Below are 13,634 nucleotides of genomic sequence, written 5' to 3' on the forward strand. Positions count from 1 at the left end.
CGGCTCCGCCTCCGGCATCGGCCCCGGCTCCGCCTCCGGCATCGGCCCCGGCTCCGCCTCCGGCATCGGCCCCGGCTCCGCCTCCGGCATCGGCCCCGGCTCCGCCTCCGGCATCGGCCCTCCCGCCGCTCTCCCGAGTGTTCCCGTCGAACACCAGGCTGCCCTGGCGCGCCCGGCCCCGCAGCTCAGGACCGGGCGGGCCGCCCGTCCGGCGGGAACTCGGGTGCGGAGGGCGGCCGGCCTCGGCCAGACTGCCGCGATGAGCATCGACACGGCCGGCCCCGCGACCCCCAGCCCCGCCCAGGAACGAGCCCTGCGGCACGTCACGGCGCTCGCCACCGGCGGCCCGCTCGCCGCCGGACTGCGCATCACCCTCAACTTCCACCCCGACCGGGCCGACGGCGGTCGGGACATCCTGGAGGCGCTCGCCCAGGACGGCGTCTACCGCTCCCAGTTCGTCACCGGTACCGGCAACGGCGGGCTGACCGCCCACCCCGGCGGTGACCGCTGGCGCTGGGAGAGCCGGATCTTCGGCGGCGCCTACGACGAGGCCCCGGCGGAGGAGCGCCCGGTGTACGGGGCACTGGACTACCGGCGCAAGCCCGTCGGCGCGGCGCCGCGCTTCGGCTCGGCCCATCTCCGGCTCGCTCCGCAGGCTCTCGCCCGGGCCACCTTCTGCTACCCGGACAGCTACCTCGACCCGTCCGACTTCGGCACCGCCGACCGGATGGCCCTGATCGCCCTCGCCGAGGCCGACGACGCGGACGAGCTGGACGACTACATCGAGGCCCAGGTGCACGGGCCGGTCCGGCTCGACAGGGACGTGGAGGCGGTGGTGCTGGACCCGAGCTACCGGGGCACCGCGGTCGAGGAGCGGGCCCGCCGGCTGCCGTGCCCGCTCGCCTGGCACCCCGGCCTGCGGCTGTCGACCGAGGAGCTGAGCCGCCACCCCGACTACCGGGGGGCCGAGTTCGTCGCCCTCGGCCTCGCGATCGCCGAGGACGGGCTGCTCGACCCGCGCGTCATCGGTGACGCCGTCCGCACCGGCCGGCACGATCCGCAGGCCCTCAAGCGGGTCTGGCACTACCTGGCGCGCTTCGGCTCACCCGTCGAGTAGCCGGTCGGCCTGCGCCCCCCGTGACGTCGGCCCCGTGACGTCAGCTCCCGGTGACGCGGCCCCGGTGACGTCGGCGTCCCGACGGGCCAGCAGGTAGCCCCCGCCGGGTGGCCGCCTACGGGCGAGAGCCCCCGCCCGGGGGCGGGGGCTCTTGATGACGCGCGGGGGCGGATTGCTCCGATCAGCTTCTTCGCTCAGACGGTGGCGGGCTCGGCGCCCTTCCGGTCGACACCCTCGGTGTCGTCCGTGGCCGGCCGGGCGGGGAGATGGGACATCAGGCGGTAGGCGAGGAGGGCGGCGCCGACCGCGAAGACCAGGCCGACCAGGGCGGCCACGTGCAGGCCGTCGGTGAAGGCGACCCGGGCGGTGTCGAGCAGCTCGGTGCCGAGGCGGCCGGGCAGCTGGGCGGCGACGGTGACCGCGCCACCGAGGGTGTCCTGGGCGGTGCGGGCGGCCTCGCCGTCGATCCCGGCGGGGAGGGCGCCGTCCAGCCGAGACCGGTAGACCGCGGCGCCGGCCGCACCGAGCAGGGCGATGCCGAGCGAGCTGCCGAGCTCGACCGCCGTCTCGGAGGTGGCGGAGGCGGTACCGGCCCGCTCGATCGGTGCGGCGGAGACGACCATCTCGGCGGTGAGCGTCATGGTGCCGACGGTGCCGGCGGCCAGGACCCCCGCCGCGGTGAGGATGAGGGCGAGCGGCGAGTCGGCGCCGACCTGGGTCATCATCGCGAAGCCGGCCGCGCCGATCAGGAAGCCGCCGGCCATCAGCACCGCCGGCCGGACCTTCCCGGCGAGCGCCGCGCCCAGCCCGACCGCCGCACCGACGCCCACGCTGGGGACGAGCGACCAGAGCGAGGCCGTCAGCGGGCTCATGCCCTTGACCAGCTGCAGGTACTGCGAGGTGAAGAGGGTGAAGCCCATCATCGCGAACATCGCGACCATGTTGACGCTGATCGCCCCCGTGAAGGCGCGGATCCTGAACAGGCTCAGGTCGAGCAGCGGGGCGGCGGCGGTGCGCTGGCGGAGGACGAAGAGGGCGGCGAAGACCAGCCCGACCGGGACGGCCGCGGCGGCGAGCGGGCTCCAGCCGTCCACCGCGAGGGTCTTGACGCCGTAGACCAGCGGCAGGATCGAGGCCAGCGAGAGGCCGGCGCCGAGCAGGTCGAAGCCGCCCTGCTGCGGGGAGCGGTACTCGGGCAGCAGGAAGGGGGCCACGACCAGCAGCAGGGCCATCACCGGGACGGCGACCAGGAAGACCGAACCCCACCAGAAGTGGGCCAGCAGGAACCCGCCGACGACCGGGCCGAGCGTGGCCCCGGTGGTGAGGACGCCGCCCCAGGCGCCGAGGGCGATCTGCCGCTGCTTGGGGTCGTGGAACATGTTCCGGATCAGCGCGAGGGTCGAGGGCATCACGGTCGCCCCGGCGGCGCCGAGCACGGCGCGGGCGGCGATCAGCTGGCCCGCGCCGTCGGCGTAGGCGGCCAGGACAGAGGCCCCGATGAAACCGGCGGCGCCGATCATCAGCAGCCGGCGCCGGCCGATCCGGTCGCCCAGCGAGCCCATCGTGATCAGCAGCCCGGCCAGCAGGAACGAGTACATGTCCATGATCCACAGCTGCTGGGTGCCGCTCGGCGCCAGCGTGGTGGAGATGTACGGGACGGCGAAGAAGAGCACGCCCATGTCCATGGTCAGGACGAGCGTGGGGAGCAGGAGGACGGCCAGGCCGATCCATTCGCGACGGCCTGCGCGGCCGGTGGTTGCGGTCATGGGGAAGACGGTACGGGCGTGTCAGACGCTTGTCTAGTACAAGTGTCTAAATCATTTGTCTCAGGCTTCCGTGTGAGACGCACGTGCAAGACATCTGTCCAGGCAGGCCGTAGCATCGGGCCATGGGAAATCGTGAGGACCTGCTGGCCGGCGCCAAGCGCTGTCTGTACGAGAAGGGCTACGGGCGCACCACCGCCCGGGACGTCGCCACCGCCTCCGGCGTCAGCCTGGCGGCGATCGGCTACCACTTCGGCTCGAAGGAGGCGCTGCTCAACGCGGCGCTGATCGAGGCGACGGGGGAGTGGGGCGTCGCACTGGGCGCCGTGGTGGCGCGCGCGAACGAACTCGCGGACGGGCCGGAGGAACGGTTCGTCGCGGTCTGGGACGGGGTGAAGGAGACCTTCGTCGAGCACCGCGGCCTCTGGGCGGCGCAGTTCGAGGCGATGGTGCAGACCGACCGGGCACCCGAGCTGGCGGCGGCGCTCACCGCGGCGCAGAAGGGCGGGCGGCTCGGGCTCGCGGCCCTGTTCCAGGGCCTCGCCGAGGTGCCGGACACCGAGGACGAACTGGCCCGCGGGATGTTCTACCAGGCGCTGCTGGTCGGCCTGGCCGCCCAGTGGCTGGCCGCGCCCGAGATGGCGCCGACCGGGCGGGACTTCCTGCGCGGCCTCCAGCTGGTCGCCCCCACCGTGCTGGGCGCGGCCGCGCCGTAGGCCGCCGTGGGCCGCGCCGCCCGGCGGGGGCGGCTACGCCGTGACCGCCGTCAGCAGCACCACCGAGTCGACGTGGGCCAGCAGCCCGTGCCGGTCCTGCGGGATCGGGTGCAGCTGGCCCGCCGACAGCTCCTGCAGATGCCCGGCGACGGTGAGCGAGACCCGGCCGCGCAGCACCTGGATGCTGGCGGCGGCGGGGGCGTTGTGCTCGTCCAGCGACGTCCCGGCGGTCAGCGCGATCACGGTCTGCCGCAGCACGCCGTCGTGCACCACGAGGTGGGCGCTTCGCCCGTGCGGGCTCTCGGTGGCCTTGGCCGCGTGCTCCACGGCGAGCTGTTCGAGATCGACCATCGGGTGTCCTCCTGGGCCTGCCTGCCGGATCCGTCGCCGGGTCCGTCGCCGGGCCCGCCTGCCGGGCCGTTCGCGGCGGCCCTGGGGCCAGCGTCGCGGACGGGCCCGGCTCCCGCACCCCGGAGCAGCTCGGCGTGCGGGGATCGCCGACTGCGCCCATGGTGGACGCATGGCGACCAATGACAGTTTCCTCAGTGGCTTCCAGGTCAACCGTTCGCTGCTGGCCGGCGGAGCGGTTCTCACGGGCATCGGCGCGGTGCTCGGCGCGGCCGGTGCGGCCATGGTGTGCGCGGCGCTGGCCACGGCCGGGCGTACGTGGATCAGGCGGTTGGAGACCCCGCCGACGGCGGTCGCGACGGCCGTCGCGCAGCGGGCGCTGCGCGAGGCGAAGGTGGCCTCGGCGGCCGGCTGGGAGGCCTGGCGCGCCGAGCACAGCTCGCCCAACTGAGCGGCCCCGGGCGCGGTCCGCGTGCCGTCCCGCTGCCCGCCGGTCCGCCCGCCGCCCTCTCCACCGTCCCGCCGCGCCGCCCGGTTTCACCCGGGCGGCGCAACCGTCGCGACCGTGCGGGCGGGGGGGGGGGCTCCGGCGGGCCGCCATGGGGGTGCGGCCCGCCGGCGTTCCCGGCTGTGCCGGCGCGGTGGGTGCGGCCGGCCCGGCTCCCGTTGCGGGGGTCCTCGCCGCCGGGCGCTCGCCGCCGTGGCCTTGCCGCCGGGGCCCCGCCGCAGAGGTCCCGCCGCAGGGTCCTCGCTACAGGCCGAGCGACTTCGCGACGATGCTGCGCATGACCTCGCTGGTGCCGCCGTAGATCCGGAACACCCGGTTGTCGGTGTAGAGGCGGGCGATCGGGTACTCCAGGATGTAGCCGTAACCACCGTGCAGCTGGAGGCACTTGTCGATCACGCCGGAGGCCGACTCGGTGCAGAACAGCTTGGTCGCCGCCGCGTCCGCGACCGTCAGCTCGCCGCTCTGGTAGAGCTCCAGCGCGCGGTCGACCATCGACTGCTGGGCGACCACCTGGGCCTCGCAGTCGGCCAGCGTGAACTTGGTGTTCTGGAACTCGGCCACCGCCTTGCCGAACACCTTGCGGTCCTTGACGTACTGGACCGCGAACCGCACCGCCGCCGCGGAGGCCGCGTAGGCGCCGACCGCGATCGCCAGCCGCTCCTGGACCAGGTTGTGGGTCAGGTAGGAGAAGGCCTTGCCCTCCTCGCCGAGCAGGTTCTCCACCGGCACCTTGACGTCGCTGAAGGCCAGCTCGGCGGTGTCGGAGGTGCGCAGACCGATCTTCTGCAGCTTGCGTCCCACGGTGTAGCCCGCGGAGGCCGTGTCCACGCAGAGGATGGAGAGGCCGGCCCGGCGGTCCTCCGGGTCGTACGGCGCGGTCCGGCAGATCACCAGGACGAGGTCGGCGAGCACGCCGCCGGTGATGAAGGTCTTGGCGCCGTTGAGGACGTAGTGGGTGCCGTCCTCGGAGAGCCGGGCCGTGGTGGTGATGCCCGCGAGGTCGGAGCCGGCGCCCGGCTCGGTCATCGCGATGGCGGTCATGATGTCGCCGGAGACGAAACCGGGCAGCCAGCGCTGCTTCTGCTCCTCGTCGGCGTACTCCAGCAGGTACGGCAGCACCAGGCCGGTGTGCACGCCCGACGAGCCGAAGCTGACGCCCGCCCGGGCGGTCTCCTCGGCCACCACGGCCTGGTACTTGAAGCCGCTCTCGCCCGCGCCGCCGTACTCCTCGGGGACCTCGATGCCGAAGACGCCGAGCGCGCCGAGCTGGCGGTAGAAGTCGCGCGGCGGGTGGCCCTCGGCCTCCCAGCCCTCGTAGACGGGCACGACCTCGTTGGCGATGAAGTCCCGGATGGTCTCCCGGAAGGCCTCGTGGTCCTCGGTGAACACGGTGCGGCGCACGACGGCGCTCCCTTCGGTGGTGCCAGGCGGTGCGGGCCGGCACGGGCGGCTGCGGGCCGGTGGACAGCTGATCGCCCCACAAGTTAATCCCGGGTAGCTTCGACTTGTCCAGGGTCGGCGCGGCGGTGTCCGTACCGTGACCGAGCCCGCTGTGACCGGCTCCGGCCCCCCGCAAGTGAATCCTTGCTAGCCTACGGTCGGCGGGTGGCGCCCGTAGTCCGCTCCGACCGCGGCGCGGGGCCGCGGTGCCGCAGACCTCGTGGACCGGCATCCGGGCGAGGTGCCCGACATACGGGCTGGCGAGGGCGAGGAGCGACGTCATGGTGGTACGACGGCCGCCCGCGCGATCCCGGCAGGCGCAGATCCTCGCCGTGGCCGCCGAGCGCTTCCACCGCAGCGGTTACCACCAGGTCTCCATGACGGAGGTCGCCGCCGGGGTCGGCATCACCGCACCGGCCCTCTACCGGCACTTCCGGGGCAAGCCCGAACTACTTGACCGCACTCTCCGGTTGGGGCTGGACGAGCTGTCCGGCGGACTGCGCGCGGCATCGACCACGGCTGACGTCGGCGCCGCGCTGGCCGCCGTCGCGGTCGGGCACCGGCCGCTCGGCACGCTGGTGCAGCGGGACGCCCGGTTGCTGCCGCCGGTCCGACGGGCCGGACTGCGCCGCGAGCTGCGCGCGGACGTCGCGCTGATGGCCGGAGTGCTCCGGGCGGAGCGCCCGGAACTCGGCCTTGCCGACGCCGAGTTGCTCTGCTGGTCGGCGCTCTCCGCCGGAGCCGGCCTCTCCTACCAGTCGGCCGTGCCGCAACCGCGCCGGGCCGAGCGGCTGCTGCGCGAGCTGGTGGCGGCGATCCTGGCGGTGCCGCTGGGCGACACCTCGCCCGACCCGCGGGACTACTGCCCGGCGGCCGCGCCGGTGGCCCGGGCGCAGTCCCGCCGGGAGGAACTGCTCGCGGTGGCGGTGCGGTTGTTCCACCGGCGCGGGTTCGACAACGTCAGCACCGACGAACTCGGCGCCGCGGTCGGCATTTCGGGGCCCAGCGTGTACCGGCACTTCGAGAGCAAGGCCCAGCTGCTGGCCGCCTCACTGGTGCGCAGCCGGGAACGGCTCTGGCACGAGGTCGAGGGCGCGATCGCCGTCGCCGACGGACCCGGGCCGGCCCTGGAGGCCGCGCTGGCCGCCTACGTGGGCTTCGCCCGGCGCAACAGCGACTACCTGGGCGCGATGCTGAGCGAGACCGAGCGGCTGGCCGCGCCGGACCGGCGGGCCGCGGTGGACTTCCGCCGGGACTTCCTGCGGACCTGGGTCGAACTGCTCTGCCAGGTCCGCCCCGAGTACGACGCGGCCCAGGCCAGGATCCGGGTGCACGCGCTGTTCGCCCTGGTCAACGACGGGGTGCGGAACCGCCCGTACTGTGAACGGCCGGACCTCGGGGACTGCCTGCGGCGGCTCGGCCGGGCCGTCCTGGGCCTCCCCGGGCCCGCATAGCGGCGGCCGGGTGCCCGCCCCCGAGGATGGTGGGGGCGGGCACCCGGCCCGGCGTCGCGCCCCGGTGGATCCGGTCGGGCCGCGAGCGCACTGGTGCTCGGTCCGGGTCTCGCCGCCGCCGGAGCGGACGCGGCGGCGAGGAGGGCCGGGACTAGAAGAAGATGTGCGGGTGCACGTCGGCGGCGAGGTTGCCGTTGCCCTGGAGGGCGCCGACGTTGCCGGCGTTGCCGGCGACCGCGAGGCCGTTGTTCTGGTTGCCGGCGCCGGAGCCGGTGGCCGTCTGCTGGGTGCTGACCAGGTTGCCGGTCACGTTGCCGATCACGTTGCCGGAGCCGTTGTTGTTCACGACGCTGCTGTTGGAGTGGTCGTTGGCACCGGCGCCGTTGTCGGCGTACGCCGTGGCGGACCCGAGGCCGACCAGGAGGAAGGCCCCGAGGGCGGTGACGGCGGCGGCTGCGCGGATACGGGACACGCTGATCTCCCTGAGAGAGTGCGAAAAAGTGGCGCGTTCCGGGGTGGCCGCCCCGCAGCGCCGGTTCCTGACGTCGCACGACCAGCATTCACCAGCACCTGGGCGAACTCCACCGAATGGGTGGCAATTCGCCCGATGGTGTCATGAAGACGACGAACCGGGAGGGCCGGGAGGAGCCGCGCGCGGTCACGCGGAGAGCGTCAAGTTCCCTCGAAGGAGGGCGGATTGGGTCCACCGGACGGCGGCTTCGACGGGACCGCACTGTCAATACCAGGTTGACCGGTCCTCCGGTGTCAGCCCGGTGCCAGGCCAGTGTCAGCCCGAGTCCCGGTCGACCCCGGGCCGAGCGCCGGTCGATCCCGAACCGATTCCGGGCCGGCCTCAGAAAGAAATGGTCGCCGGATAGTCGCACTGGCACACTGAGGACCCATGTCTGATGGTCTCCCGCCCGACCCCGTGCCCACCGAGGATCTGCGTACGACCGAGGTCGATCTCGGCGGACTGGTGAACGTCCTCGCCACCCACCTCTACTCCACCCCGCTGGTGGCCCTGCGCGAACTCGTCCAGAACGCCCACGACTCGCACACCCGGCGGCTCCTGGAGGACCCGGACGGCGGCCACCGCCCGCTGATCCGGGTACGCGCCGACGCCGTCCGGCGCACCGTCGGCATCGAGGACACCGGCGCGGGCCTCACCGAGCCGGAGATCCACGCCTACCTGGCCACCGTCGGCACCGGCTACACCCGGATGCTGCGCGAACTCACCGGCAACCAGGAGCTCATCGGCGCCTTCGGGCTCGGCTTCCTCTCCGCCTTCTCGGTGGCCGACGAGGTCACCGTCACCACCACCTCGCACCGCGAGCCGCTGCTCGGCCACCGCTACCGCAGCTTCGGCGGCGAGCAGTACAGCGTCGAGCGGGTGCCCGCCCGGCCGGCCCCCGGCACCCTGGTCGAGCTCGCGCTGAAGACCGAGCACGCCCACCTCGCCGACGAGAACGCGTTGCGCGAGGTGCTCGGCCGGTACTGCGTCCTGCTGCCGATCCCGGTCTACGTCGGCGACGACGAACAACCCGTCAACGCCGTCCCGGTGCCCTGGCGCCAGGCGGTCGACGGCGACCCGTACGCGGCCCGGATGAGGTTCGCCGGCGCCTTCGGCCGCCGCTTCGAACCGCTCACCGCCTTCCCCGTGCGGCCCGTCGAAGGCGGCAGCGACGCGGTCGGCCTGCTCTGGGTCCAGGACGGCGGCACCTACGGCAGCAGCGACAACCGCGACCTCGCCGTCTACCTCCGCGGCATGCTGCTCGCCGAGGACGCCCGCGACCTGCTGCCCAGCTGGGCCGGGTTCATCGGCGGTGTGGTCGAGTCCAGCCGGCTCACCCCCACCGCCAGCCGCGAGGACCTCCAGCGCGACGAGCACTACCGGGCGCTCCAGCAGGCCCTCACCGACGCCGTGGTGGAGGGCCTCTACGAGACCGCCCGGCTGCGCCCCGCCGTCTGGCGCCGCATCCTCGCCCGGCACGGCCAGGACCTGCTCGGCGCCGCGCTTTGCGACGACCGGCTCTTCACCCTGCTCGCCGACGACGTCCCGGTGCCCACCTCGCAGGGCGACCTGACGGCCGGTGCGCTGCGGGCCGCCGGCGGCGGCGCGGTGCACGTCGCGCTCGGCAGCGGCGGCGGCTTCGAGGAGATGCTGTACCGGGCGATGCAGGTGCCGATCGCGCGCGGCGACCGCTACGCGGTGCTGCCCTTCCTGCGCCGCTACGCCGCACTGCGCGACTGCCGGATCGTCGAACTCGGCAGTGAGAACGGGAACCGTGAGCTGTTCCGCGACCCGGAGCGGCCGCTGCCGGCCGAGGAGACCGCCTGGCTGACCGGCGCCCTGGCCGACCCCGGCGAGCAACTCGTCCCGGCCCGGTTCGACCCGCCGGGCCTGCCGCTCGTCCTCGTCCCGGACCGCGAGGCCGAGCTGAAGGCGCGGATCGAGGACGACCAGGCGGACGCCCGGATCCCGTCCGCCGCACTGCGTCTGGCCCGGGCCTTCACCGCGCGGTCCGGCGGCGAGGTGAAGGCCCGGCTCTACCTCAACCTGGCCTGCCCGGCCGTCCAGGACCTGCTCACCGCCTACCGCGGCGGGCACACCGGCAGCGCGACCGCGGCGGGGCTGCTCCGCTCGCTCAAGGTGATCATGGCGGCGGCCTCGGCCGGGTCCGCCGGGGCCGCCGGCTCGGGCTCGGGCGGTGGCGACCTGGGCGGCGCGCTGGCGGGCATCGGGACGGCGGTCTCCGCGCTGACCGCCGCCGTGCCGGCCGGACTGGGCACGGTGCCGGACAGCCCCGGCGAGCTCGGGGAACCGGGCGGACCCGGTGACCCGGGGGGCCTTCGCGACCGGGCCTGAACGGCGCCCGTCCCCGGCGCCCGCCCGGGGGCCATGCCCCGCGCCGCCCGTCCAGGGCCCGGCCGTCCAAGGCCCGGCCGGCCGGGACCTGCCCGTCCGGGACCCGCCCGTCCGGGACCCGCCCGTCCGGGACCCGCCCGTCCGGGACCCGCCCGTCCGGGACCCGCCCGTCCGGGACCGTCGGACGGATTGTCAGAGGTGGTCAGCACACTGTCCACCAGCACAGCGCACCACCCGCAGGGGGAGACGCAAGCAGTATGAGCACCGACATCTGGGCCTGGGTGCACGACACCCACCAGCAGCTGGCCGAGGCCGGCCACCGGCGGCTGGCCGACGCCATCTACGAACTCCCCGGCCACGCCAACGAGGGGCGCAACGACCAGCTCGACGCCGTCTACCCGGAGGCGGTCGCCGCCGCCCGGGCGCTCGGCCTGCCCTGGGTCGAGGTCTACCTGCGGCACTGGCGGATGCAGAACCTGCTGAACAAGCGCCACCAGGGCGAGCAGGCGCTGCCCGAGGCGGTCGACCTGCTGGAGTTCGCGCACCGCGAGGAGACGGCGGGCTGCCCGCAGTCCGTCTGCGTGGTGCAGGACTTCGCGATCTGCCACGCCCGGGTCGACGGTCCCGGCTACGTGCCCGAGCGGCTCGCCGTGCTGAGCGAGACGCTGGAGCGGATCGAGCCCGCCCGGGCCTGCTTCGACTGCCTCTCCCGGGAGTACTCGGACGCCCTGGAGGACGACGGCCGGCCGGCCGAGGCGCTCAGCCACCTCGACACCGCCGCCGCCCGGATGCAGTCGGCCGGCCAGCGGCTCTCGCTGCACTTCCACCACTCCCGGGCCGGCACCCTGCACCTGCTCGGCCGGCACGAGGACGTACTGGCCCTGCTCGACACCGCCGAGCAGGCCGAGCGCGGCCGGGGCCGTGAGATCGACGAGAGCGACCGGCGCTGGGGCGCCGTGCTGCGCGCCCGCGCGCTCGCCTCGCTCGGCCGCACCGACGAGGCGCTGGCCCTGCTGCCGAGCCTGGCGGACGCCGAGCGCCACGCCGACATCCGGGCCGCCTGGACGGCGACGGTCGAGCTGCTGGTCGCCGCCGGCGCCCGCGAGAACGACGCCGAGCTCGGCGCCGCGCTGGCCGGCTGGGTCGGGTACCTGGACGGCACCGGTTCGCACCGCCCCTGCGTCGACCTGCTGCTGGCCGCCGGCCGGCTGGCCGTCGCACGCGGTGCCCGGACGATCGCGCTCACCCTGGCGGCCTTCGGCGAACGGAAGCTGTCCCGGCTGCGCCGCACCGACGGCGTCGCCGAGCAGGTCGCCCGGCTGCGCGCGGACGCCGAGGCGCTGCCCGTGCCGGAGCTGCCCGTCCCGGCGGCCGAGCTGTCCGCGTACCTCGGGGAGGCGCAGGTGCCCTACGAGGCCGGCGCCGACCTGCTCGCCGCCGCCCTGGACGAGTACCGGGGCGAGCCGGCCGGCGCCACCGGGCTGGCGCTCGACCTGGCCGCGGTGCTGGGCGGCCTCGGCCACTCCCGGGCCGCCGCGGACCTGCTCTGGGACCGGCTGGACGCCGACCCGGCGAGCGAGGGCCTGACCGCGATGCTCGGCAGCGCCCTGATCGACGCCGGGGACGACGAGGGCATCCGTCGGCTCGCCGACCGGATCACCGGGACCAACCCGTCCGGCGGCCACTGGATCCGGGCGCGCTGGGCCGCCGCCGAGAGCCGCTGGGCCGACGTGGTGGAGCAGTGCGAGGCGATCCTGGCCCTGCACCCGGACCGGATCAACACCCGCCGGCTGGCCGCCGCCGCGGCCACCGAGCTGGGCGACCACGCGGCCGCGCAGCGGTACTACCAGGAACTGCTGGAGCACGCGCTGCCCGCCGAGGGCACTCCGGACGAGCAGCGGCACCGCACCGTCCAGGAGCCCGACCTCTGGCACCTGATCACCGCGGCCACCGTCAACCGGGACTGGGCGACGGTCCGCTCGACCGGCGCGCTGATAGGCATGGAGTTCGACGAGGCCGAGGGCCCGGTCGACGAGGAGTGGCACGTCGTCACCGTCCGGGCCACCCGGACCAACGGCGCGACCGCGGACCTCCCGGCCGTCCGCACCGGCCCGGCCACCGCCCGCATCCTGCCGGTGCTCGGTGACGACCTCACGCTCAACCACGGCGACGTGGTGGTCTTCGCCCCGGCCCTGCTGGAGGAGCCGCCCGGCGAGGATGCCCCGGAGGAGGAGCGGCGCCGCCACCGCCCGGTGTTCGGACTGCTGACGCTGCTCGACCCGGCCGGCTACACCACCTACTGGATCGACGGCGGCTGGCCCGGCGACGAGGTCTGGGCCCGGCTGCGCGAGGAGCTCGGACAGGCCGGGTACGCGGTCTGGGCCTACAGCGGGGAGCAGTACAGCGTCACCGACCCGACCGACGAGGACGAGGTCCTGCCCGGGATCTACGCCGCCGTCGGGGTGCCGCCCACCGAGCGGGCCGCCGACGCCGACGCGCTGCTGCGCCGCCTCACCGCGGCCTGGCCGCACCCGCCGGCCTGGCTCGACCTGGCCCGGGCGGCGGGCACGGACACCGCCCGGCACGAGGAGATCATCGAGCGCTACGGGCTGTAGCGGGCCGCTGGTAGCCGGCCCGAGTTTCGACCCCGAGTAGCGGCCCCTAGTAGTGCACCCGGCACGGGGCAGGGACTCCCGGATCAAGAGGTTCTTGGCAAATGCTTTACTGTTTCATTGCCAAGACTCGACCTCCAGGAGTGCCTGCCCCGTGACCAGCCTCGCCCTCGGCCCGTCCTGGCTCGATCCGACCACCCTGATCTCCACCTTCGGGCCGCTCGGCATCCTCGCCATCGTCTTCGCCGAGTCCGGTCTGCTGATCGGCTTCTTCCTGCCCGGCGACTCCCTGCTCTTCACCACCGGCCTGCTGATCGCCGACGGCACCTACCTGCACCTGCCGCTCTGGCTGATGTGCGTGCTGATCGTGGCCGCGGCCGTGGCCGGGGACCAGGTCGGCTACCTCTTCGGCCGCAAGGTCGGACCGGGCCTCTTCCGGCGGCCCGACTCCCGGGTCTTCAAGCAGGAGAACGTGGAGAAGGCGGCCGCCTTCTTCGACCGGCACGGCCCCAAAGCGATCGTGCTGGCCCGCTTCGTGCCGATCGTGCGGACCTTCACCCCGATCGTCGCCGGGGTGAGCAGGATGAACTACCGCACCTTCGTCGTCTACAACGTCATCGGCGGTGTGCTCTGGGGTGCCGGCGTCACGGTGCTCGGCTACTTCCTCGGCCAGATCCCCTTCGTCCGGGAGCACATCGAGGCGATCCTGGTCGGCATCGTGCTGGTCTCGGTGGTGCCGGTGGCGGTCGAACTGCTGCGGGCCCGCCGGTCCGGCCGGTCCGTCCCCGCCCGCCACCGCGCCGGGTAGGC

Annotated in this window: 11 protein-coding genes; 7 read left to right on the plus strand and 4 right to left on the minus strand. The window is 74.5% G+C overall.

Features of this window, described 5'->3' with window-relative positions; genetic code table 11:
* Window positions 1–259 precede the first annotated feature (259 nt).
* A complete protein-coding gene (locus tag ACZ34W_RS12185) occupies window positions 260–1,117 on the plus strand; it encodes a DUF3626 domain-containing protein (RefSeq protein ID WP_329488438.1) in 858 nt (285 codons plus the stop codon).
* Between the two features lie 194 nt (window positions 1,118–1,311).
* Here ACZ34W_RS12185 and ACZ34W_RS12190 read toward each other — a convergent pair whose 3' ends face one another.
* The gene (locus ACZ34W_RS12190; protein ID WP_465603485.1) at window positions 1,312–2,883 is read right to left on the minus strand and encodes an MFS transporter; all 1,572 of its coding nucleotides are present in this window, start codon (window positions 2,881–2,883) and stop codon (window positions 1,312–1,314) included.
* A gap of 122 nt (window positions 2,884–3,005) precedes the next feature.
* On the opposite strand from ACZ34W_RS12190, the gene ACZ34W_RS12195 reads away from it, so the two are divergent.
* Window positions 3,006–3,596, plus strand: a complete 591-nt coding sequence (locus ACZ34W_RS12195) for a TetR/AcrR family transcriptional regulator (protein ID WP_329488430.1) — start codon at window positions 3,006–3,008, stop codon at window positions 3,594–3,596.
* A gap of 33 nt (window positions 3,597–3,629) precedes the next feature.
* Here the strand turns inward: ACZ34W_RS12195 and ACZ34W_RS12200 are convergent, their stop codons facing one another.
* On the minus strand, window positions 3,630–3,947 hold the full coding sequence (locus tag ACZ34W_RS12200; RefSeq protein WP_329488429.1) for a cupin domain-containing protein: 318 nt from the start codon (window positions 3,945–3,947) through the stop codon (window positions 3,630–3,632).
* A 169-nt stretch (window positions 3,948–4,116) separates the two neighbouring features.
* Between ACZ34W_RS12200 and ACZ34W_RS12205 the strand changes: the two genes are divergently transcribed.
* On the plus strand, window positions 4,117–4,395 hold the full coding sequence (locus ACZ34W_RS12205) for a hypothetical protein (protein WP_329488428.1): 279 nt from the start codon (window positions 4,117–4,119) through the stop codon (window positions 4,393–4,395).
* Between the two features lie 300 nt (window positions 4,396–4,695).
* On the opposite strand, the gene ACZ34W_RS12210 is transcribed toward ACZ34W_RS12205, so the two are convergent.
* Complete coding sequence (locus tag ACZ34W_RS12210; RefSeq protein WP_465603488.1) at window positions 4,696–5,853, minus strand: acyl-CoA dehydrogenase family protein; 1,158 nt, start codon at window positions 5,851–5,853, stop codon at window positions 4,696–4,698.
* A gap of 320 nt (window positions 5,854–6,173) precedes the next feature.
* On the opposite strand from ACZ34W_RS12210, the gene ACZ34W_RS12215 reads away from it, so the two are divergent.
* Window positions 6,174–7,346 (plus strand): TetR/AcrR family transcriptional regulator, encoded by a 1,173-nt coding sequence (locus ACZ34W_RS12215; RefSeq protein ID WP_465603490.1) that lies wholly within the window; start codon window positions 6,174–6,176, stop codon window positions 7,344–7,346.
* Between the two features lie 151 nt (window positions 7,347–7,497).
* Here the strand turns inward: ACZ34W_RS12215 and ACZ34W_RS12220 are convergent, their stop codons facing one another.
* Entirely contained in the window at window positions 7,498–7,818 is a 321-nt protein-coding gene (locus ACZ34W_RS12220; RefSeq protein WP_329488425.1) for a hypothetical protein, read from the minus strand.
* Window positions 7,819–8,247: 429 nt separating this feature from the next.
* On the opposite strand from ACZ34W_RS12220, the gene ACZ34W_RS12225 reads away from it, so the two are divergent.
* From ACZ34W_RS12225 to ACZ34W_RS12235, 3 genes are all read left to right on the plus strand, one after another.
* Window positions 8,248–10,212, plus strand: a complete 1,965-nt coding sequence (locus ACZ34W_RS12225; protein ID WP_329488424.1) for an ATP-binding protein — start codon at window positions 8,248–8,250, stop codon at window positions 10,210–10,212.
* 257 nt (window positions 10,213–10,469) lie between these two features.
* Entirely contained in the window at window positions 10,470–12,827 is a 2,358-nt protein-coding gene (locus ACZ34W_RS12230; RefSeq protein WP_465603493.1) for a hypothetical protein, read from the plus strand.
* Between the two features lie 151 nt (window positions 12,828–12,978).
* The gene (locus ACZ34W_RS12235; RefSeq protein WP_396485890.1) at window positions 12,979–13,632 is read left to right on the plus strand and encodes a DedA family protein; all 654 of its coding nucleotides are present in this window, start codon (window positions 12,979–12,981) and stop codon (window positions 13,630–13,632) included.
* Window positions 13,633–13,634 lie beyond the last annotated feature (2 nt).

This window comes from Kitasatospora sp. NPDC022856, assembly GCF_055561235.1.

What these genes read in the sequence shown, in the direction of transcription:
- ACZ34W_RS12230 (WP_465603493.1), top strand. Translation starts at nt 10,470, where the DNA reads ATGAGCACCGACATCTGGGCCTGGGTGCACGACACCCACCAGCAGCTG.
- ACZ34W_RS12205 (WP_329488428.1), top strand. Translation starts at nt 4,117, where the DNA reads ATGGCGACCAATGACAGTTTCCTCAGTGGCTTCCAGGTCAACCGTTCG.
- ACZ34W_RS12225 (WP_329488424.1), top strand. Translation starts at nt 8,248, where the DNA reads ATGTCTGATGGTCTCCCGCCCGACCCCGTGCCCACCGAGGATCTGCGT.
- ACZ34W_RS12190 (WP_465603485.1), bottom strand. Translation starts at nt 2,883, where the DNA reads ATGACCGCAACCACCGGCCGCGCAGGCCGTCGCGAATGGATCGGCCTG.
- ACZ34W_RS12215 (WP_465603490.1), top strand. Translation starts at nt 6,174, where the DNA reads ATGGTGGTACGACGGCCGCCCGCGCGATCCCGGCAGGCGCAGATCCTC.
- ACZ34W_RS12200 (WP_329488429.1), bottom strand. Translation starts at nt 3,947, where the DNA reads ATGGTCGATCTCGAACAGCTCGCCGTGGAGCACGCGGCCAAGGCCACC.
- ACZ34W_RS12195 (WP_329488430.1), top strand. Translation starts at nt 3,006, where the DNA reads ATGGGAAATCGTGAGGACCTGCTGGCCGGCGCCAAGCGCTGTCTGTAC.
- ACZ34W_RS12185 (WP_329488438.1), top strand. Translation starts at nt 260, where the DNA reads ATGAGCATCGACACGGCCGGCCCCGCGACCCCCAGCCCCGCCCAGGAA.